Below are 21041 nucleotides of genomic sequence, written 5' to 3'. Positions count from 1 at the left end.
CTATACATAAGTAATGTAATAATATTCAACATTTATAAAATAAAGGTTGGAAGTCTAAACTATACCTCCAACCTTACCAAATGATCATATTACTTTTTGAAGTTTACACAAAAATCTTGACAGACTCGGCAATAACGAAAGTTTCTAAGTTATTACTCACTTTTCTTATATGTAGATAGTTTATCTTGAAAACTATTTAATCACATTGAGGTTTATTTTTTATCTATGAATTACATCTATTTGAATTAGCATTCATGTCAACAAGTTAACGAATCCAAGCTCCATTTCCGTTAAGTCTATATCCATCAATGGTTGTATTTAATGCCATTTCACCACTTGGATATAAGTAATACCAAGCCCCATCATTAAATATCCACCCTGTTGCCATTTCACCATTTGCCTTTAAGTAATACCATTTCCCATTATACAATTTCCAGGTGTTTGATGCCATTGCACCATCTGAACCTAGATAAAACCAACGTTTTGATAAGTCTTTTTTCCAAGAATTTGTTATCATTGCACCATCAGAATCTAGGTAGAACCAGTGTTTTGATGAATCTTGTCTCCAAACATTTGATACCATTGCACCATCAGTTCCTAAATAAAACCAACGCTTTGATGAGTCCTGCCTCCAATCATTAACTACCATGGTTTTATTATTAAAGAAATACCATTTTCTTTGGAAATAGCTCCAGCCATTAGTTGGAATTGATGTGGCATATGTCCAATTTGCATAAATAGAATTATCAGCTTCGCTATAATAATACATTGCAAGGTTATCTGAAATCTCAATTAAATTCCTATTGCTACCGGTATTCTCAATTAATGAGTAAGATTTACTGTCATAAATATTTGTCTTAGTGTATGCACTGCCATATCTTGCGAATATAATATTCTTTTTATCGTAGTTTCCCAGAACTCGTGCAGCATCTTGCTTATTAAAGCCTGAACCAGCGTAGTAAACTGTTTCTCCATCAAATATTATTGACCTTTCTGGATATTGAAATCCCAATGCAGGATCATAGTTTGTTTTACTAATAACACCTTGACCGGCGATACTGACATAAGTCATATTAGAAACGCCTAAACCTGATTCACCAATGTATAAGATATGATCCTTTGTATTTATCGCCAAATCTGGCTCAAAGAAATCGTTTTGGAATATTTCTTCATCTATATTTGTTATTAGATTATACGCGTATATATCACACCACTGATCACGTTCTGTGTAAAAAATATAGTTCCCATCCTTTACAATCCTAAAGGGATCTGAGGATGTATGCAATATTTTTGTGATTTCTCTCTTTGTCATATCAACAATAGCTATTTGATTTGCATCATCAAGAGCAATATATAAATTTCCACCATCTTCAATGATATCAGTTGGCCCACATGTAAATGTTAATGATTTTTCTAAGTTTAATGTTTGAGTATTTATAAAAAATAAAGCTTTATCATCTTTTGAAATGCCATAAAGTGTATTTGTTTGTTCATTTAGAACCCATTGTGTAAGCTTTGATTTGATTTGTAAAACACTCTTGCCTGAATTAATTTGTGTACTTTTCTTAGTAGTCGGTATTATATCTGCAGGCTTTCCTGAAATAAGTGATATTACGTTACTACTATTTATCATATTATAGTTATTATTAAACCTTTTAATGATGCCATTATCTTTACTATAAGTATATAAAGTAGTATCTGAAGCTTGTACAAGATCCACATTTAATCCGTAATCCCCGAGTTTTACATGAGTGTCTTTATTGTATATGCTTTTATTTGTATAAACTAAGCCTTTATTAGCATATATTACGTTTTCTGTGTTTCCAAAATCTCCATTAAATCTAGTTGGATCATCTAATTTAAAATCTCTGCCGGCATAATACACGTTACTTCCATCAAATACTACATTTCCAACTGCGCCATAAAATCCACCTCCTTCATTATAATTTGTTTTACTAATGACTTTATTATCACTGGTACTGTAATAAACAATATGAGAACCACTTGAGCCTGCTTCACCAATGTATAGTATATGATCTTTTTTATTTATTTCTAAATCTTCTGGCTTATGTATATTACCAACTGATATTTTTTTATCCGTATTTGTCGTTAGATTATATTCATATACACTAAACCACGATCTACATTCTACGTAATAAATTTTGTCTCCGTCCTTTTCAATCCTATAGGGATCTGATGATGTGTGTAACCTTCCTGTAATCGCTCTCTTGGCCATATCAACAATAACTATTTCATTTATATCATTAAGAGTGATATATAAATTTCCACCATCCTCAATGATATCTGTTGGGCTGCATGTAAAGGTCAATGATTTTTCTAAATTTAAAGTTTCAGCATTTATAAAAAATAAAGCTTTATCTTCCTTTGAAATTCCATAAAGTGTATTCATTGGTTCATTCAGCACCCATTTTATAAGTTTTGATTTCATTTGTAAGGTGCTTATGCTCGAATTGATTTGTGTACTTTGCTTAGTATTAGGTATTGGATCCGCAGGCTTTCCTGAAATAAGTGATATTACGTTACTACTATTTATTATATTATAGGAATTACTAAATCTTTTTATAATACCATTATCTTTACTATAAATATATAAAGTATTATCTGAAGCCTGTACAAGATCAATATTTAATCCGTAATCACCGAGTTTTATATGAGTATCTTTATTATATATGCTTTTATTTGTATAAACCAATCCTTTATTAGCATATATTAAGTTTTCTGTGTTTCCAAAATCTCCATTGAATTTAGTTGGATCATCTGGTTTAAAATCCCTGCCGGCATAATATACATTACTTCCATCAAATATTATGCATCTAGCAGGATATGGAAATCCATATCCACCATCATAATTAGTTTTCCCAATAACCTTATTATAAACAGTACTGTAGTAAGTCATATCAGAACCACTTGAAGTTTCACCAATGTATAATATATGATCTTTTGTATTTATTTCTAAATCTGATGCAGATGAACTATCTACTGGTATCGCTTGAGCTGTATTGGTTGTTAGGTTATATTCGTATATATCACCAATCCCACTAAGTTCTGTATAATAAATTTTGTCTCCGTCCTTTGCAATCCTGTATGGACTTGATGATGTATGTATTGTTTCCGTAATTGCTCTGCTAGCCATATCAACAATAACTATTTGATTTATATTATCAAGAGCTATGTACAGTTTTCCATTATCTTTTATAATATCAGTTGGACGTCCGTTAAGAGTTACGTCTTTTTCAATACTCATAGTAGCAGCATTTATGAATATTAAGCTTTTCCCTGTTTCAGAAATTGCATACAATGTATTAGTAGGCTCGTCTAGTACCCATTGCGTAAGTTCAGAGCTGACTTTTAATTCCTTTGAAACAGTTGAAGCATTTACCTGAAGTGGTAGTAATTGAATCACAATAAACAATGCTAATAATATAACACTCAGTTTTCTTTTCATTATGTATTCCCCTTTAGAATAATTAAATTTAAATATCTACAAACTATTTTATCCAAACTCCATTTTTATTAATTCTATATCCGTTAATAGTTGTATTGGATGCCATTTCACCACTAGGATATAAATAATACCAAGATCCGCTAGAGAATATCCATCCTGTCGCCATTTCACCATTTGCTTTTAAGAAATACCATTTCCCATTGTATAATAACCAGGTATTAGATATCATTGAACCATCAGCACTTAAATAGAACCAATGTTTTAATAAGTCTTGCTTCCAAGTATTTGCTGCCATAGCTCCATCAGAACCTAGGAAATACCAGTGTCCTGAAAAATCTTGTATCCAAGAATTCTTAAACATAGCTCCATCATTACCTAGGTAGAACCAACGTTTTGACGAATCCTGTTTCCAAGTATCTCCTAACATTGTCCCATTATTAAAGAAATACCATTCTCCATCCAAATAATTCCAACCATTAGCTTTAGTTGGTGTAATGTATGTCCACTTTGCATAAAGAGTTGTATCATGACTTACTTTATCTGTTGTAAAGTTCCATGGATTTATGCATTCAGCTTCTTTATACCAACCGTCAAATTTATATCCTAATCTTATTGGAGGTGTAGGAGCTGAAACTAATGTATTCTTATCCACTGTAGCATTATATACTTTACTGCCGCCTTGACTATTAAATTGCACAGATGATATTTTGCTTGGCTCTATTCTCATAATTAAATTATCAGTTTCGCTATAATAAAACACTACAGAATCATTTAAAATTTCAATTAAATTAAAAGTACCACCATTACTTCCGACTAAAGAGTAAGATTCACTATCATATACGCTCGTCTTAGTATAGGCACCACCATATTTTGCAAATATAATATCCTCGTTCCCGTAATTACCTAAAATATGTGTGGGAATTTGTTTATCAAAAGAAAAGCCAGCGTAGTAAACTTTGTCTCCATCAAATAGTGTATATCTGCCTGGACCGGGAAGTATATCCCCCTCACCATTATATGTTTTGCCAATAACCTGATTGGAAGTAGTGCTATAATAAGTCATCTTAGGGTAAGTTATACCTGACTCACCAATGTATAATATGTGATCCTTTGTGTTTATTGCTAAATCTGGCTTAGAAAGATTATTCACTGGTATTTTTTGATCTGTATTCGTCATTAGATTATATTCATATACATCACACTTCTGATCACGTTCAGTGTAATAAATTTTGTCTCCATCTTTTACAATCCTGTAGGGATCTGATGATGTATGCAATATGCCTATAATTGCCTTACTTACTGTATCCACAATAACAATTTGTCTCGCATCATCAAGGGCAATATATAAGTTTCGATCATCTTCAATTATATCTGTAGGATTAGATGCAAAGGTCAGTGATTTTTCTAAATTTAAGGTTTGGGCATTTATAAAAAATAAAGCTTTATCTGCTTTTGAAATTCCATAAAGTGTATTGGCATTTTCATTAAGAATCCATTGGATAAACTTTGATTCCATTTTTAAGATACTCACACCCGAATTAATTTTTATACTTTCCTCAGTATTAGATATTGGAGCTTTAGGCTTTCCTGAAATAAGTGATATTACGTTGCTCTTATCTATAACATTAGAGGTATTGCTAAACTTTTTAATAATACCGCTTTCTATACTATAAATGTATAAACTATTATCTGAAGCCTGTACAAGATCCACATTTGAACCGTATTCTCCTAGTTCTATGTGAGTATCCTTATCATATATGCTTTTATTTGTGTAGACCAATCCTTTATTAACATATATTACACTTTCAGGTACTACATATTCTACATCTCCAAAGCCTCCGTTAAATATTGTTGGATCATCCAGTTTAAAATCCCGGCCAGCATAATATACTTTAGTTCCATCAAAGATCGTATATCTACGAGGATATGAAAATCCATATCCGACATCATAATTTGTTTTGCCAATAACCTTATTATCATTGGTACTAAAATAAATCATATTAGAACTACTTGAACCTGATTCACCAATGTACAAGATATGATCCTTTGTATTTATTGCTAAATCTGACGCAAATGAATTTCCTACTGATATTTTTTGATCTATATTTGTTGTCAGATTATATTCGTATATATCTCCCCACTGCTGACGTTCTACATAATAGATTCTGTCTCCATCCTTTGCAATCCTGTAGGGATCTGATGATGTATACAAGGTTCCTGTAATTGATTTGCTTGCCATATCAACAATAACTATTTGCTTTAAATCAAAAAGAGTTATGTATAGCTTCCCATTATCTTTTATAATATCAGTCGGCCGCCCGTTAAGAGTTAAAGTTTTCTCAATACTCATAGTAGTGGCATTTATGAATATTAATTTTTTTCCTATTTCAGTTATGGTATATAAGGTATTAGTAGGCTCGTCTAATACCCACTCAGTAAGCTCTGAGCTGATTTTTAACTCTTTTGGAACAGTTGCAGCATTAACCTGAAGCGGCAATAATTGAAGTACAATAAACAATACTAGTAATATGACACTCAGCTTTTTTCTCATTTGTATTTCCCCTTATAATAATTGAATTTAGATTGACAATTTTCTTCCTTATGTTATAAATCATATTATATAAATGGAAGTCTGCATAGAAATAGATTTTGTATAAAAAGTAAATATAATCATATAGATTTCTGAGTTAAGAAATAGGCTTATATTTTATTTGAAAGAACTTACAATAAATTTAATAAAATATTAGTAGAATATATAAAAATAGTGAAGAGCAATATAATGTTGTATAGATTTGTGTCATATTATGCTACAATATTGATTGTAAATGGTATCAAAATATCCCTTTACACAAGTATCCTCATAACTCTATTATATACACGTATACAGCCATCGAGTTTGGCTGTATTTTTTTATTTAGGAAATTATAATGATGAACTGAGTCTATAAATAATTATTATAAAAGGAAAACTTATAGTTTAAGAAGTGGATTTAAATAAAAAATTATAAGTAGTTTAATAAGATAAGTATTACTTAATAGTACTTTAAAACTTTAGTATATATATTGAGTATTGATAAGTAAAATGATATACTTACCTAAGTAACTATTACCTAGGTAAGTAATTGGAGGTGGAAAAATGATTTTATATGGTCATAATATAAATCAATTAGCAAGAAGCTTTAACAAGAAATTAAATGAGAGAATTTCTTCACTTGGTCTATACACGTCTCAGTGGGGAATTGTATTATATTTACATAAAAAAAAGGAATGTACACAAGTTGAATTATGTAAATACCTTGGTGTAGAAGCACCAACTATTACAAGGACTTTAGCGAGACTGGAAGAGATGGGGCTGATAATTAGAACAGAGGGAAAAGACAAGCGTGAAAGACATATAAAATTAACCGAAAAAGCTTGTGAAATGTTCCCTGAGTGGCAACAGGCAGCTGAAAGCGTGGAAGTGGAGGCAGTAAATAATATTAGTGAAGAGGAACTAGAAAATTTTAATAAAACATTAAAAAAAATGATGATGAATTTGGATTAAAATAAGATGCAGCAAAAGGAAGAAATCATATGTATAAAAGTATAATAAAACAAGCATTTAAATTTAATAAAAATCCTTTCCCATGGAACAAAGCAATAGGTGCAGCTTTATGTGGAGGATTTCCTCTAATTATTGGTCTTTTATTAAATCAATTGCGTTTTGGATTGTTAGGTGCAATAGGTGGATTTACTTACCTGTATGTTTTTAATGAACCATATGCGGAGCGTGTAAAAAAGATATTTTTCATTGGTATTGGTATTACTCTTTCAGTTGGACTCGGAACTTTAGTAGCACCTTATCCAGCGCTTACAATATTAATAGTTGGTTTAATAGGGACAATTACAACCTTTATATTTGGAATACTTAAGATACCTGGACCAGCAGCAGTATTTTTTGTATTAAGTTTTACGATGACAACTGGAATTAAACTTGATCAATCAGAAACACCTATATTTATTGGTGTCGTATTTGCAAGTAGTATGTTTTCATGGATAATTAGCATGATAGGGTATTTTTTTAATCCTCACGATCCTGAATTAAAAAAAATTAAAGGGTTGTATTTAGCTTTGGCAGAATTCGCAGAAGCAGTTGGAAGTAAAGATATTAGTAATATAAGAAATATCACTGTTAATGCTTTAAAGGAATCTGAAGATATTCTCACAATAGGATACATGCCGTGGAAAGTTTCTTTTTTATTTAATCGCCTAGTTCTTTTAAACAAGCATGCAAACAAAATATTTTTTGAGTTGCTTGAGCTGGATTCTAATAGCAAAAATAAGCTGCCTAAAGAACTTGTTGATATGATAAGACAATTACCAGAGGGGATTAATTTAAAGGATGAAGAAACAATTAACATAGAAAGGTCAAATGAAGTGGTGGATGAAAAATATCATAAGCTATTAGAAATAATTTATGATGTTGAAGCTATAATGAATTTACCACTAGAATATATTGGACGAGGAGTTGAGATTTCTAAACCACATGTGGTTACAAAGTTTATAAAAGCTTTGAACAAAGACTCTATAGTGTTTGTTAATTCAGTTAGATATGGAATAGTACTTTCAATTTCAGCAGTAATAGCATTTAATTTTTCATTTACAAGGCCTTATTGGATTACTTTATCCTGTGCGGCAGTTATGTGTGGAGCAACTATAATGGCAACTTTTCATAGGGCAATTCAGCGTTCAATTGGGACAATAATTGGTGTAGTGCTAGCTATAATTATTTTAAGTTTTAAACCAGAAGGCTTTATGATAGTTTTAATTAACATATGTTTAACAGCATTAATAGAACTTGCTATTGTTAAGAATTATGCACTAGCAGCAGTATTTATTACACCAAATTCCATACTTATAGCAGAAAATGCTACTCAAATCCATAATGTAGGGTATTTTGCAACAGCCCGTATTACAGATATAGTTATTGGATCTGTAATTGCATTAATTGGAACTTATATTTTTGGACGTAAATCAGCATCTAGCAGACTGACAGGTTTAATGGCTAAATTGTTACGCAGCCATGCTAAAATATTAATTTTTTTAGCATCCAATAATAGTGAAAGAAATACAGTCACTATAAGAGAAAAGATGGAAATAGATTTTATGAATTTTAAAACGGCTTATAATACGGCATTAGGGGAGATTCCTAATAATCAAGAAATGCTTGAAACAATGTGGCCAGTATTTTATTCACTGGAACATCTTAGTTACTTACTTACCCAGTATTGTATTGAAAAAGGTCATTTGAATTTATCAGATGAAGAATTGGCGCAACTTATACTTATTTATGAAACAATAGCAAATGATATTGAACAAAAAAATCAAATACAACCTAGAAAAATTTCGATTATAAATGAGATATCTGAACTTTGTGAAGAAATTAATATACTTCAAGAAGCGTTTAGCATAAAGAGCTTAGCGTGTTAGAGTAAATTAGTTGAATATAATTTAGGCTGAATTAATAATTTGAATAGTTTAGACCATTACAATTTTGTAGTGGTCTAAAATTTATTAAAAGTATAAACCGGATACAATTTCAATTCAATAATAAGTAGAGATTAGTAACAAATACCTAACAAGATAAATATAATATTCTGAAAAAAAATATAATGAGGGAAGTTATGGAGAATATAAGTAGTGGAAGTACAACACCAAATACGAGTGGTAATAACATAGCAGGAACTGGCGGCACTACAGTAGGTACAGGAATGAGTACCACAACAAATACTGGAGCTACTACACAAGGTACAGGGATAAATGGTACACAAGGAACAGGAGGAACTACGACAGGTACAGGTATGAATAATACAACTGCAGGAACAGGAGGAATTACAACAGGTACAGGTGTGAGTACCACAACAGGAACTGGAGGAACTACAACAGGTACAGCTGTAAATGGGACTCAAGGAACAGGGGGAACTCAAGCAGGTACAGGCATAAATATAAATATTACAACAAGCCCAGGAGCCATAACAACAAGAGCAGGTGCACTTAAGGTTCAATGCTTTAGAGGGGATGATTACATTCCAATCGACAGAGCTAGAATAACTGTTAGAGGAACAGCTGAATCAGGAAATATAGGAACCGTAGAACTTATTACTAATTCAGTAGGATTGACTGATGTAATAGAATTACCGGCTCCACCATTAGAATATTCTTTAAATCCAAATAGCAATCAAACACCTTATAGCGAATATGATATAACAGTTGAAAGGGATGGATTTGAAGCAATAGTAATAAGAGGATGCCAAGTATTTCCTACTCAAATTGCATATCAAATATGTAATTTAGAGACTAATTTAGGAAGAGGCCCAATGAGGCAGGAAATTATAAATGTACAGCCAAATACTTTAAATGGAGATTATCCTCCTAAGATTCCAGAAGATCCTGAAAAACCATTGCCTCCACCAACTTCAGGCGTTGTATTGCCACAGCCTGTGGTTCCAGAATTTATTATAGTTCATCAAGGAGTCCCCAATGATGCATCAGCGCCAAATTATAAAGTGCCATTTAAGGAATATATTAAAAATGTTGCTTCCTGTGAAATATATTCCACTTGGACAGGGTCAGCCATAAGAGCAAATATCTTTTGCATCATATCTTTTACCTTAAATAGAATTTTTACTGAATGGTATAGAGGTAAAGGCAAAAATTTTGATATTACAAGTTCTACAGCCTACGACCATGCATTTAATTATGGTAGAAATATTTATGATAACATAAGTGAAATCGTAGATGAGATTTTCTCCACATATGTAAGAAGAATTGGAAGGAAGCAGCCACTTTTAACACAATACTGTGATGGAAAGAGGGTTAGTTGTCCTGATTGGTTAAGTCAATGGGGAAGTCAAGCATTGGGAACACAAGGAAAGGTGCCATATGAGATATTAAGAAATTATTATGGCAATGATATTGAATTAGTTACAGCTGAAAAAGTTACTGGAAGTCCAAGGTCATATCCAGGCTATGATTTAACAATTGGAGCTTCTGGACCTCCAGTAAGGACAATACAAGGTCAATTAAATAGAATAGCAAGAAACTATCCATTGATTCCGAAGCTTGTTGAAGATGGAAGATATGGACCAAAGACTGCACAGTCAGTAAAAACATTCCAACAAATATTCACATTGCCTCAAACAGGAGTAGTAGATTATGCGACATGGTATAAAATATCAGATGTTTATGTTGGAGTAACAAGGATAGCAGAGCTTAACACAACTGAATCAAGCAGGGGATTTAAAGGATATGAATTTATACCTCCAGTCATACCTGGATTTGAAGATGAAAGGGATATTCCAAGATTTTATTATTAGTTAGATTTTAAAAATAGTAGAACAGTTTTAACTGAACTGATATTTTTATTGCACGAGGAAATTATGATAAAATCACTCACCACAATTTTGTGGTGAGTGATTTTTTATGCTTTTATCTGCTTATGCTTGAATTATTTTACAACATAATTATAGTAAGGATGAGGGATAGTATATATAGACAAAACACATATATGCATAAGTTGCATGCCATATAGCAGGGGGAGCTGCTAGCTATCTTGCGGTAAATTTTGCAGAGGACTAGATTTTTGGGCCGCACATTTGGCTGAAGGTTGAGTGCATTACACTATACATCTTGGAGGAATACTTATGAGTAAAGTAAAAAAAATAATTAAAAGCATAACTATTTTAATTATATTAGTTATATTATTTGGATGTGGAGACGTAAGATTAAAAAGTTCGACTGTAATAGATGAGAATGAGTCTGGTTCAGTAAAATTACAAATAGTATATGATGAGTTTATAGCTTCAAAATTAAACAAATATATATTCGATCTTGATTGGGCTGAAGAAAGCGGTTATGAATTTAATAGATATGTTATTGGTGATATGAATGTAGAAGAAATAGTATATAAATTCAATAACATTAATGAATTAGAAGAGAAGATAAACTCCAGCGGATTAGCAACGATGACACATTCAAAAGATTCACAAATGAGAGAAAAAATATACACAATTGAATTGAAGTTTAATAGAACAGCTATAGATAACTTAATTATGAATAATATTAATAACGATGAAAATTTATATAGTTATATTTGTAACATAAGATTAAATAATGAGGTGAAGGTGCCAGGAATCATAATAAAATCAAACCCATATGTAAATATAAATAAGAATACAAATGAGTGGATATATAAATTAAGCCAAATAGATAATAATACATATATTTCTTTATCCTATAAGTAAAGACTTAATACTAAAATCATTAAGTTTTAATTAGCTGTGTTATATTAAGAATTCAATAAGTTGTAAAAGTCAAAGGGAAAGTATTAGGCATGTCAAATGTAGAATTATCAAGTGATTTTACTATAAAGAAATATAAATAAAAAAGGTGGATATAGATATATGAGTACAAGTAGATTTGCTGGAATATTTACAATAGGGGATGTACATTGTATAAATATTGATTGATTTTTTTTATCAATAATGGTATGGTTATGGATATAAATGTATTTTAGAAAAATTGCATAATAAAATATAGGTTTGATTAAAGTTATATTAATTTAAATTTATGAAGTAATTTTAATTAATTAAAAGGGAATTAGGTGAAATTCCTAAACTATCCCGTAGCTGTATTAGAGGAGCTTAAGTACATTATGTCACTTTTAATTAGGGAAGACGTACTTAAATTATGATTCTTAAGTCAGAAGACCTGCCTATATTTTGCACCATTAACTCTACGAGTGATAGGGGGGGCATTATTGATAAATATTTATTTACCGATTTTATACGAGTGAGTATGCTTTATTATTATGTCTTTTTAACACCTTAGTTAGAAAGGCTTTTTTATTTTGTAGAAAGAGTATATAAAAATTCAAGGGAGATGTGATATGGAGAAGGTTGTTAATAAGCATAAAATAAGACATAAACATGGGGAAGGATATTCAATTGATTTTTATGCTTATGCTTCAAAAATTAGACATTGGAATGCTTCATTTAAAGTATACCTATCAGTTTTGACATTGATTCTTTGTATTGCATTGGACAATCCGTATGTATCCGTTGGTGTTATAATTGCAATGGCATATATAACAGTTGTCAAAGGAGAGATTCCATTAAATGAATATTTGTCAATACTCTCAATTCCTATTACTTTTATTTTGCTCAGTACTTTTACTATCGCTATTGATTTCTCAAAACAGGCAGTAGGAGAGTATAACTTATATATTGGGTTTTGTTATGTTTTTACTTCAACTGTTCAGATTAAGAAAATGACATTTTTAATTTTGAAAATTTTTGCAGCTACTAGTGCTCTGCAAATGATGACATTATCAACCCCATCTTCTGAGATTATTTATGTGTTAAGAAAAGCATATGTACCAAAGATTATTGTAGAATTAATGAGTCTTATTTATCGATATATATTTATCTTAATGGATGTATCTACTAAAATGAAAAATTCTGCAAAATCACGTCAAGGTTACTGCGATTTTAAAACATCTTGTTATACATTTGGAAGTATCGCAAGTAATATGCTTATTGTTTCGCTTAAGAAAGCAAATGCTTATTATGATGCAATGGAAGCTAGATGCTATGATGGAGAACTTGTATTTTTGGAGGAAGATAAAAATATAGAAGTGAAACATATTGTTATCGCATCAGTATTCATAATTTTTTTGATTTTGCTTTGGAGCCTTACAAAATAGAAAGGAACGATTATGAGGAAATTAATATTAAAAATTGAAGATCTTCATTATGCCTACGGGAATGGAAAGTCTGCATTAGACGGAGTAAGCGTAGACATTTATGAAGGTGAGAAAATTGCGGTCATTGGTTCCAATGGTTCTGGGAAATCTACATTTTTTTTAAATGTAGATGGTGTACTTACACCAGAACAAGGAAAAATTTTTTATCGAGATATGATTATTAATAGAAAGAATTTGAAGGAACTTAGAAAAAACATTGGAATAGTATTTCAGGATGCTGACAATCAAATTATTGCATCTACAGTTAGGGCAGAAGTTGGATTTGGGCCTATGAATTTAAAGCTTCCTAAAGAAGAAATATTGAGACGCGTTGATGAAGCACTGGAATATATGAATATTTCTCATTTAAAGGACCGCCCACCGCATTATTTGAGTGGTGGTGAAAAGAAACGTGTTAGTATTGCGGATATTATTGCTATGAAATCAGAAATTATTATTTTTGATGAACCAACAGCAGCGCTTGACCCTTTAAATGCAATGATGTTGGAAGATGTTCTATTAAAGCTTGGAGCTGAGGGGAAAACAATGTTGATTTCTACACATGATGTAGATTTTACATATAGATGGGCTGAAAGAGTGCTTGTGTTCTGTGAAGGAAAAATCATTGCAGATGGATCGCCTTTGGAAATTTTTAAAAACAAAGAAATTCTAAAAAAGGCAAATTTGAAACGGCCAACATTGCTGGAGGTATATGAATCTCTAGTAGAAAAGCAGATTTTGAAAGATACAAAGGCTTATCCTAAGAGTATACAGGAATTTAAGGGAATGCTTGTGAAATAGGAATTATATACATATATATAAAAGCGTTTAGAGGGGGAGAAAAATGAATAAAAAAGAAAAGAGAGTTGTCGCTCTAGCGGCAGTATTTGCTTTAGTGTTTGGAGTAGCTCCAGCGGCCAATGCGATGCACATAATGGAAGGGTATCTTCCACCACAATTTTGCATTATATGGGGAGTTATATGCATTCCATTCATAGTTGCAGGTTATTTATCAATTAAGAAAACATTGTCTAAGCAACGTAGATCAATTACCATTTTGGCTATGGCGGGAGCATTTGTTTTTGTACTTTCATCGTTAAAGATCCCATCAGTAACAGGAAGCTGTTCACATATGACTGGTACTGGACTTGGTGCAATATTGTTCGGACCAAGCGCAGTTAGTATTTTGGGAATTATTGTACTTATTTTCCAAGCAATATTGCTTGCTCATGGTGGGCTAACAACTCTTGGTGCCAACACATTTTCTATGGCTATTGCAGGCCCGTTTGTTTCATATGGAATATATAAATTATGTAAGATGTTAAAAATCAATAAATATATATGTATTTTCTTGGCAGCATCAATTGGTGATTTATTTACTTATTGTATAACAAGTTTTCAGCTTGCACTTGCATATCCGTCTGGAAACGGTGGTATTATGGTATCTGTAGGTAAATTTCTTGCAGTATTTGCACCAACGCAGGTTCCACTAGCAATTATCGAGGGAATTTTGACAGTTGTTATTATCATTGGCCTTGAAACATATGCGAAATCAGAATTGAAAGATCTTGGATTAGCGAATGGAGGCGAATATTGATGTCAAAGACTAAAAAAATAGTTATAAGCCTATTAATTATCGCTGTACTGATTGCTGTTATACCATTATTCACATTAAAAGGTGCTGAATTTGGTGGATCTGATGATGCAGGAAGCAAAGTTGTCTCTGAAATTACAGGTACTGAGTATAAGCCTTGGTTTAAACCAGTTATGGAAACTTGGATCGGTGGAGAATTGCCAGGCGAAGTAGAGAGCTTACTTTTCTGTGTACAGACGGGGATTGGAGTCGGTGTTATTGCATTCTTTATGGGAAGGTTTGTAGAAAGAAGTAAAATAGAGAAAGAAAAGAATAAAATCCAATAATAGTAAATAGATCAATTAAAGAAGTCAGTTTTGTAATATGAAATATAGTAGAGATTGTTGACAAGCTTTGAATTTGATATTAATATAGTAGATAATAATATTAAAAAGGATAATTAAAACTACATTGGTAGAGGGAGTAACTGCCTGTTAATTATACAGGATTCAAAGTCGTCATTACGGAGAAATCCCGGCTTTGAAAACAAAAAATGTTTGGTGAGACTCTATAGTTAGAACGTGTTCTAACTATAGAGTCTTTTTGTTGTAATTAATTTTAAACCAAAGAAAAAATTACTAAAATGTAGGGGTGAATATTATGGAAATTATAAATTCTTTAACAAATCAGATTATGTACATAATTAGTGAAATAGGATATATAGCAGTGGTGATAATTACTGCTATGGAATATGCTTGTTTTCCTGCGATGCCAAGTGAGGTGATATTACCTGCTAGCTGCAAAATACAATAAAAAAACATTTATTTTATTTTCAGTTATGGGGATAATAATTTGGAATGCAATACTTGTTTCATTGGGATATTTTATAGGCCATAATTGGAGCTACATTCATTTAATAATGAAACAATATAGTATTTTTGCTGCCATTATAATTTTTATTATTATACTTTTGTTAATATATAGGAAATTAGTAAGTAGAAAGCAAAACAATAAGAGTAAAAATCTTATATAAGCAAAATGTGAGATCTTTGTAGTCATTTTTTAAGGAGGCACGGTTTATGAAGGAATTTTATAAAAAGTCACCGGAAGAGTCACTGGAGGTACTAGGTGTTACTAGTAAGGGCTTAAATGAAGAAGAAATCAAAAAAAGACGAGAGCAGCATGGTTTTAATGAACTAGAAGAAGCAGCTAGGAAAAGTCCGTTGCAGGTTTTTTTGGAGCAGTTTAAAGATTTTCTAGTAATTATATTATTAGGTGCAGCAATTATTTCAGCTTTTCTTGGAAAGCTTGAAAGTACTATTGTTATATTGGTTGTTGTTATTATTAATGCAATACTTGGTACAGTACAACATCTTAAAGCAGAACAGTCATTAAAAAGTCTTAAGGCTCTTTCATCACCTACAGCCAAGGTTTTAAGAAATGGTCAAAAGCTTGAGATTCCTTCTAGAGAACTTTTGGCAGGAGATATTTTATACCTTGATGCTGGAGATTATGTTAGTGCAGATGGTAGAATTCTTGAAAGTTTTAGTCTTCAAGTAAATGAAAGTTCTTTAACTGGTGAATCAGAAAGTGTATTGAAGTTTGTTGAGGTAATAGATAAAGATGACGTAGCTATTGGTGACAGAAAAAATATGGTGTTTTCAGGAAGCTTTGTAACTTATGGAAGAGGAGTTATTTTAGTTACAGATATAGGAATGAATACTGAAATTGGTAAAATAGCAAACTTGTTGGAGAGTGCAAAGGAAAAGAAAACACCGCTTCAGGTTAGTTTGGATAACTTTGGGAAAAAACTTGCTGTTGTTATATTAATTATTTCAGCTATTATTTTTGGTTTAGATATATTTAGGGGACGTAATATTGTAGATTCCTTTATGTTTGCAGTATCTTTAGCAGTGGCAGCTATTCCAGAAGCTTTAAGTTCAATTGTAACCATTGTTCTTGCTTTTGGAACTCAAAAGATGGCTAAGAAAAATGCTATTGTAAGAAAACTCCATGCTGTCGAGAGTCTTGGAAGTATTTCAGTTATATGTTCAGATAAAACAGGAACCTTAACACAAAATAAAATGACAGTACAGAAAGTTTTTGTTGATAATAAGGTACTTGAGCATGATAGTTTGGATCAGCATAAGGTTTTAGAGAAAGGGTTAGTTTTAATGGCATTATTATGTAATGATGCTGTCACTGTTGAAAACAAAGAAATTGGAGATCCAACTGAAGTTGCTTTAGTTAATATGGGTGAAATATATGAATTAGATGAATTAATTATAAGAGAACAATATCCAAGACTGGGAGAAGTACCTTTTGACTCTGATAGGAAACTAATGAGTACTGCTCACAAATTTAAAAATAAATATACAATGGTAACTAAGGGTGCATTGGATGTACTTTTAGCAAGAGCAACCAAGATTGAAACTTCAGAAGGAATAAAGGATTTCACGGAAGAGCATAAAAAAGAAATTGAAAAAGTAAATAGAGAATTTTCAATGGGTGGGCTTAGAGTTTTATCATTTGCTTACAAGGAGATTTCGGAGGGAAAAGAGATTACCCTTGAAGATGAGCATAATTTAATATTTGTTGGTCTTATAGCAATGATGGATCCACCGAGAAATGAATCGGCAGAGGCTGTAAAACTATGTATTGAAGCAGGTATAAAGCCAGTAATGATAACTGGTGATCATAAAATTACTGCATCTGCTATAGCTAAGCAAATAGGAATTCTTAAAGATGAATCAGAAGCTATGGAAGGATTTGAATTGGAAAAAATCAGTGATGAAGAATTAAAAAATAGAGTAGAGAAAGTTTCAGTTTATGCTAGAGTATCCCCAGAGCATAAAATCAGAATAGTAAGAGCTTGGCAGGAAAAAGGAAATATCGTTGCAATGACTGGAGATGGTGTGAATGATGCACCAGCTTTAAAACAAGCAGATATAGGAATTGCAATGGGAATAACAGGTACAGAAGTTGCTAAAGATGCTGCTTCTATGGTACTTGCCGATGATAATTTCTCAACTATAGTTAAAGCCATATCAAATGGCAGGAGTATATATGCCAATATTAAGAATTCAATTAAATTCCTTCTATCAGGTAATACAGCAGGAATATTATCAGTGGTATATGCATCAATAGGTGCACTGCCAATTCCTTTTGCAGCAGTTCATCTTTTGTTTATAAATTTGGTTACAGATAGCTTGCCAGCAATAGCAATCGGGCTTGAGCCTCATAATGAAAATATAATGAAAGAGAAGCCAAGGAGCATAAATGTTCCTATTCTTAATAAATCTTTTGCAATTGAAGTTATAATGGAAGGGCTCCTTATTGCAGTAGTTACCATGGCAGCATTTCATATAGGCTTATATACAGGTGGTGCTTATGTTGCAAGTACAATGGCTTTTGCAACTCTTTGTTTATCTAGGCTACTTCATGGATTTAATTGCAGGTCTAAAGAATCAGTCTTTAGAATAGGCTTATTTACAAATAGATCTATATGGTTTGCAGTAATAATTGGTTTTTTGCTGTTACTACTAGTTCTAACTTTTAAACCATTAAGGGGTGTTTTTGAAGTTGCTCCATTAAGTTCAGATCAAATTAGTTATATTTATGGATTATCAGTTATTCCACTTATATTAGTTCAAATTTATAAATTATTATTTGTTAAGGGTCAAAAATAGGAAAAGTGTAGATAATTACATTACTATGATTTCTAGGATATTGCTATTCAAAGTCAAATAATAAATGAAAGTAGAAAAGAACGGACAATATCTCGCCGTTCTTTTTATTATTGAATGAAATGTAATCTTACTATTTTAATTCCATCTTTTCAGTTAATTTGGGAAAATGCATTTCTTAGGGCAAGCAAGTTGGCAGGCGCCACAATCAACGCAAGCTGATTCATTAATAACTCTTTTTCTGTCATCTTCTTGTGTTATGCAACCAATAATACATACCCTTTGGCAAGTCCCACAACCTACGCAGTCTGACTTATTAATTTTTCTAGCCATGATTTTCTCCTTGAATTCTAAAAATTATAATGTTTGCTTACAAGAGTTAACTGTAATTTCTAATACTCGTGTTAGGAATGAGTATCTTTCTTTCATATGTTCGAAGTGTTTTCCTTCCCTTAAAAATTTAGCAGTTCCTTCAAGTGAAAATCCAGTTCCCATATAGGCATGCCCCATAACTTCTTTACTACCAAGTGTTAATTTAACATTAGGATTAACATTGATATTTTCTTCTGTTTTAATCATAGCAGCAGCAGGGATTAGAATTTTATTGCCCTCAACAATAACTAAATAACTATTCCATGTATTTACAACATGAGCCTCATTATTAGCACAAGTTACAATAGAAACAACACCTTCATGATTTAGTACCTCTAAAAACTTTTCTGTAAACATTTTATAATCCTCCTCATATTGTCGACAAAATTAATCGTGGATACATAGTATCTATGATTATAATATTATGTTTTTAGTAAACTGTCAATAGAATATTTTTTGAAGAATTGTATGTATTTCATATAAAATTAATATCTTGAATGGAAATAGATAATCAGATATTATTAAGAAAAGACTAAGAGAGACTAAAAGGAGTAGAAGACGAATGAAATTTTCAGTTGGAGTAGAATATGCACTTCATTGTTTATTATATATGGTAAATTTAGAAGAAGGTAAATCTGTAGGAATAAGGGATTTAGCTACATTTCAAGGTATCTCAGAGACTTATTTATCAAAGGTGTATGCAAAATTAAGTAAGTCAGGAATCATAAAATCTATACCAGGCGTAAAAGGCGGATATGCGCTAGCGCGTAGTGCTGAAGATATAACATTTTGGGATGTTGTAGAAGCGATAGAAGGAAGTGAATCATTTTTCCAATGCGCAGAAATTAGGCAAAATAACATATTATTAGATAAAGAGAATTTACCAGATACACATACAAAGTGCCCTTGCTTAATTAAAGTAGTAATGTTAGAAGCAGAAAATGAAATGAAAAAATACCTAAGCAAAAAAACATTGGCGTGGTTATATGATGATGTTTATAATAAAAAACTTCCAAAAGAGGTGAAAGAATCAACAATTGAATGGTTTAATAATAGCAGAAAGTAATAAATTAGATGAAATCGAGAAATTTAGATGGCATTCAATAAAGTCTTAAGTCAGGGTTGTTACGGAGAATTATATCATTTATAAAGGATAATAAGTAAATTTAAGCAAAAGAAAATATATAACACTTATCTTTGTAGAGGCATTTTTAAGCATTATTAAATAGATATTTCATATTGTATGTTAATAGAAACATTTACATAAGAATACCAATTTAGTATAATTACGGTATGGAAGATAAATGGGGCTTTACTAATGACTCAAAAGTGGTATGAAAAAAACTTGATAATTATTTTATTTCTAATTTTATTTTTCCCAATAGGATTATTACTTATGTGGAAATACAGCAAGTGGGATGTAGCTATAAAGATTGTAATATTAATATTTTTTGGATTATTCGTGATAATAAATTTAGCAAGTAATATAGGTAATAATATTAAAGCTATGCAAAGTAAAAGAAATTATACTAGTGAACAGCAAGAATTATATGAGAATATACAGGAAGAACTTAATAAGAAAACAGAAAATAATGGTAAGGATGTAAAGAAAGCAGAAATAAAAAATTATGAATCCATAGTGGATGATAAATTAAAATTAAAAGCAACACCAAATACAATTGAAGCAGTTGACGAAATTATATCAATATCGAAGAAAGATGCTCAAAGAGTTTCAGATTCAGAAGTTAAATAAGCGATAATGTTTATAAATAATAATTATAATAATTATTGGAGCGATAATAATACAATGAGAAAAGCTATGTATTATGGAGCATTGCTTGAAAACTCAAATAGTGGTGAACATATGAAGGAATTGGGAAAGGATACAGTTCAAGCTGTTAAATATGTATATATAAATGTTGAAAAAATAGGTGATAAATCGACTCAAGCAAATTTAGTTCGAATTAAAAAATCATTAGATTTGATTCCAGATTTATATAAGAAATAAAATAAGTTTTAAGTTAAGAACTGTTGGTTTGATATGCTCCCTTCTAGGTAGACAGTTGAAATAATAAAACTGTTTTACTTAGAAGGGAGTAATTTTATGTCTAGAAATATCTTACCTAAAGAAAAACTTCAGGCAGTAAAAGAATATTTAGATGGA

At 31.2% G+C, this 21041-nt stretch carries 17 protein-coding genes and 1 riboswitch; of the genes, 13 read left to right on the top strand and 4 right to left on the bottom strand.

Annotated features, from left to right (window positions below; genetic code table 11):
* Positions 1 to 265: 265 nt before the first annotated feature.
* Positions 266 to 3466, bottom strand: coding sequence for a hypothetical protein (locus tag CLCHR_RS20225; RefSeq protein WP_079441721.1), 3201 nt, complete (start codon positions 3464 to 3466; stop codon positions 266 to 268).
* 43 nt (positions 3467 to 3509) lie between these two features.
* Positions 3510 to 6017, bottom strand: a complete 2508-nt coding sequence (locus CLCHR_RS20220) for an InlB B-repeat-containing protein (protein ID WP_079441720.1) — start codon at positions 6015 to 6017, stop codon at positions 3510 to 3512.
* Positions 6018 to 6601: 584 nt separating this feature from the next.
* Between CLCHR_RS20220 and CLCHR_RS20215 the strand changes: the two genes are divergently transcribed.
* The 10 genes from CLCHR_RS20215 to CLCHR_RS20175 all read left to right on the top strand — a co-directional run bounded on the left by CLCHR_RS20215 (position 6602) and on the right by CLCHR_RS20175 (position 18508).
* Positions 6602 to 7009, top strand: a complete 408-nt coding sequence (locus CLCHR_RS20215; protein WP_079441719.1) for a MarR family winged helix-turn-helix transcriptional regulator — start codon at positions 6602 to 6604, stop codon at positions 7007 to 7009.
* Between the two features lie 29 nt (positions 7010 to 7038).
* The gene (locus CLCHR_RS20210) at positions 7039 to 8934 is read left to right on the top strand and encodes an FUSC family protein (RefSeq protein WP_079441718.1); all 1896 of its coding nucleotides are present in this window, start codon (positions 7039 to 7041) and stop codon (positions 8932 to 8934) included.
* A 194-nt stretch (positions 8935 to 9128) separates the two neighbouring features.
* Positions 9129 to 10820 (top strand): peptidoglycan-binding domain-containing protein, encoded by a 1692-nt coding sequence (locus tag CLCHR_RS20205; RefSeq protein ID WP_242966167.1) that lies wholly within the window; start codon positions 9129 to 9131, stop codon positions 10818 to 10820.
* A 327-nt stretch (positions 10821 to 11147) separates the two neighbouring features.
* Positions 11148 to 11747 (top strand): hypothetical protein, encoded by a 600-nt coding sequence (locus CLCHR_RS20200; RefSeq protein ID WP_079441717.1) that lies wholly within the window; start codon positions 11148 to 11150, stop codon positions 11745 to 11747.
* A gap of 322 nt (positions 11748 to 12069) precedes the next feature.
* A riboswitch (cobalamin riboswitch) is annotated at positions 12070 to 12235 on the top strand.
* A 156-nt stretch (positions 12236 to 12391) separates the two neighbouring features.
* Entirely contained in the window at positions 12392 to 13207 is an 816-nt protein-coding gene (gene cbiQ, locus CLCHR_RS20195) for a cobalt ECF transporter T component CbiQ (RefSeq protein WP_079441716.1), read from the top strand.
* Positions 13208 to 13219: 12 nt separating this feature from the next.
* Positions 13220 to 14047, top strand: a complete 828-nt coding sequence (locus tag CLCHR_RS20190; RefSeq protein WP_079441715.1) for an energy-coupling factor ABC transporter ATP-binding protein — start codon at positions 13220 to 13222, stop codon at positions 14045 to 14047.
* Positions 14048 to 14090: 43 nt separating this feature from the next.
* The gene (locus CLCHR_RS20185; RefSeq protein ID WP_079441714.1) at positions 14091 to 14843 is read left to right on the top strand and encodes an energy-coupling factor ABC transporter permease; all 753 of its coding nucleotides are present in this window, start codon (positions 14091 to 14093) and stop codon (positions 14841 to 14843) included.
* On the top strand, positions 14843 to 15166 hold the full coding sequence (locus CLCHR_RS20180) for an energy-coupling factor ABC transporter substrate-binding protein (protein ID WP_079441713.1): 324 nt from the start codon (positions 14843 to 14845) through the stop codon (positions 15164 to 15166). Before CLCHR_RS20185 ends, CLCHR_RS20180 begins: the two co-directional genes overlap by 1 nt.
* A 313-nt stretch (positions 15167 to 15479) precedes the next feature.
* Positions 15480 to 15632 (top strand): hypothetical protein, encoded by a 153-nt coding sequence (locus CLCHR_RS24980; RefSeq protein ID WP_169896858.1) that lies wholly within the window; start codon positions 15480 to 15482, stop codon positions 15630 to 15632.
* A 266-nt stretch (positions 15633 to 15898) separates the two neighbouring features.
* Positions 15899 to 18508 carry a cation-translocating P-type ATPase gene (locus CLCHR_RS20175; protein ID WP_079441712.1) on the top strand — a complete coding sequence of 870 codons (2610 nt, stop codon included), beginning with the start codon at positions 15899 to 15901 and terminating at the stop codon, positions 18506 to 18508.
* 153 nt (positions 18509 to 18661) lie between these two features.
* Here CLCHR_RS20175 and CLCHR_RS20170 read toward each other — a convergent pair whose 3' ends face one another.
* Together CLCHR_RS20170 and CLCHR_RS20165 are read right to left on the bottom strand one after the other, a co-directional pair.
* A complete protein-coding gene (locus tag CLCHR_RS20170; protein WP_079441711.1) occupies positions 18662 to 18838 on the bottom strand; it encodes a 4Fe-4S binding protein in 177 nt (58 codons plus the stop codon).
* Between the two features lie 24 nt (positions 18839 to 18862).
* Positions 18863 to 19234: a pyridoxamine 5'-phosphate oxidase family protein gene (locus CLCHR_RS20165; RefSeq protein WP_079441710.1), complete on the bottom strand. Its 372-nt coding sequence runs from the start codon at positions 19232 to 19234 to the stop codon at positions 18863 to 18865.
* Positions 19235 to 19439: 205 nt separating this feature from the next.
* Here CLCHR_RS20165 and CLCHR_RS20160 point away from each other — a divergent pair, with 205 nt between their 5' ends.
* The 3 genes from CLCHR_RS20160 to CLCHR_RS20150 all read left to right on the top strand — a co-directional run bounded on the left by CLCHR_RS20160 (position 19440) and on the right by CLCHR_RS20150 (position 20885).
* Positions 19440 to 19943 (top strand): Rrf2 family transcriptional regulator, encoded by a 504-nt coding sequence (locus CLCHR_RS20160; protein ID WP_079441709.1) that lies wholly within the window; start codon positions 19440 to 19442, stop codon positions 19941 to 19943.
* Positions 19944 to 20195: 252 nt separating this feature from the next.
* Positions 20196 to 20630: a hypothetical protein gene (locus CLCHR_RS20155; RefSeq protein ID WP_079441708.1), complete on the top strand. Its 435-nt coding sequence runs from the start codon at positions 20196 to 20198 to the stop codon at positions 20628 to 20630.
* 6 nt (positions 20631 to 20636) lie between these two features.
* On the top strand, positions 20637 to 20885 hold the full coding sequence (locus tag CLCHR_RS20150; RefSeq protein WP_079441707.1) for a hypothetical protein: 249 nt from the start codon (positions 20637 to 20639) through the stop codon (positions 20883 to 20885).
* Positions 20886 to 21041: the final 156 nt, after the last annotated feature.

The organism is Clostridium chromiireducens (assembly GCF_002029255.1).
Taxonomy (GTDB): Bacteria; Bacillota; Clostridia; order Clostridiales; family Clostridiaceae; genus Clostridium; species Clostridium chromiireducens.
This window is presented reverse-complemented; position numbering and strand designations above follow the sequence as displayed.

What these genes read in the sequence shown, in the direction of transcription:
- CLCHR_RS20225 (WP_079441721.1), bottom strand. Translation starts at nt 3,466, where the DNA reads ATGAAAAGAAAACTGAGTGTTATATTATTAGCATTGTTTATTGTGATT.
- CLCHR_RS20220 (WP_079441720.1), bottom strand. Translation starts at nt 6,017, where the DNA reads ATGAGAAAAAAGCTGAGTGTCATATTACTAGTATTGTTTATTGTACTT.
- CLCHR_RS20215 (WP_079441719.1), top strand. Translation starts at nt 6,602, where the DNA reads ATGATTTTATATGGTCATAATATAAATCAATTAGCAAGAAGCTTTAAC.
- CLCHR_RS20210 (WP_079441718.1), top strand. Translation starts at nt 7,039, where the DNA reads ATGTATAAAAGTATAATAAAACAAGCATTTAAATTTAATAAAAATCCT.
- CLCHR_RS20205 (WP_242966167.1), top strand. Translation starts at nt 9,129, where the DNA reads ATGGAGAATATAAGTAGTGGAAGTACAACACCAAATACGAGTGGTAAT.
- CLCHR_RS20200 (WP_079441717.1), top strand. Translation starts at nt 11,148, where the DNA reads ATGAGTAAAGTAAAAAAAATAATTAAAAGCATAACTATTTTAATTATA.
- cbiQ (WP_079441716.1), top strand. Translation starts at nt 12,392, where the DNA reads ATGGAGAAGGTTGTTAATAAGCATAAAATAAGACATAAACATGGGGAA.
- CLCHR_RS20190 (WP_079441715.1), top strand. Translation starts at nt 13,220, where the DNA reads ATGAGGAAATTAATATTAAAAATTGAAGATCTTCATTATGCCTACGGG.
- CLCHR_RS20185 (WP_079441714.1), top strand. Translation starts at nt 14,091, where the DNA reads ATGAATAAAAAAGAAAAGAGAGTTGTCGCTCTAGCGGCAGTATTTGCT.
- CLCHR_RS20180 (WP_079441713.1), top strand. Translation starts at nt 14,843, where the DNA reads ATGTCAAAGACTAAAAAAATAGTTATAAGCCTATTAATTATCGCTGTA.
- CLCHR_RS24980 (WP_169896858.1), top strand. Translation starts at nt 15,480, where the DNA reads ATGGAAATTATAAATTCTTTAACAAATCAGATTATGTACATAATTAGT.
- CLCHR_RS20175 (WP_079441712.1), top strand. Translation starts at nt 15,899, where the DNA reads ATGAAGGAATTTTATAAAAAGTCACCGGAAGAGTCACTGGAGGTACTA.
- CLCHR_RS20170 (WP_079441711.1), bottom strand. Translation starts at nt 18,838, where the DNA reads ATGGCTAGAAAAATTAATAAGTCAGACTGCGTAGGTTGTGGGACTTGC.
- CLCHR_RS20165 (WP_079441710.1), bottom strand. Translation starts at nt 19,234, where the DNA reads ATGTTTACAGAAAAGTTTTTAGAGGTACTAAATCATGAAGGTGTTGTT.
- CLCHR_RS20160 (WP_079441709.1), top strand. Translation starts at nt 19,440, where the DNA reads ATGAAATTTTCAGTTGGAGTAGAATATGCACTTCATTGTTTATTATAT.
- CLCHR_RS20155 (WP_079441708.1), top strand. Translation starts at nt 20,196, where the DNA reads ATGACTCAAAAGTGGTATGAAAAAAACTTGATAATTATTTTATTTCTA.
- CLCHR_RS20150 (WP_079441707.1), top strand. Translation starts at nt 20,637, where the DNA reads ATGTTTATAAATAATAATTATAATAATTATTGGAGCGATAATAATACA.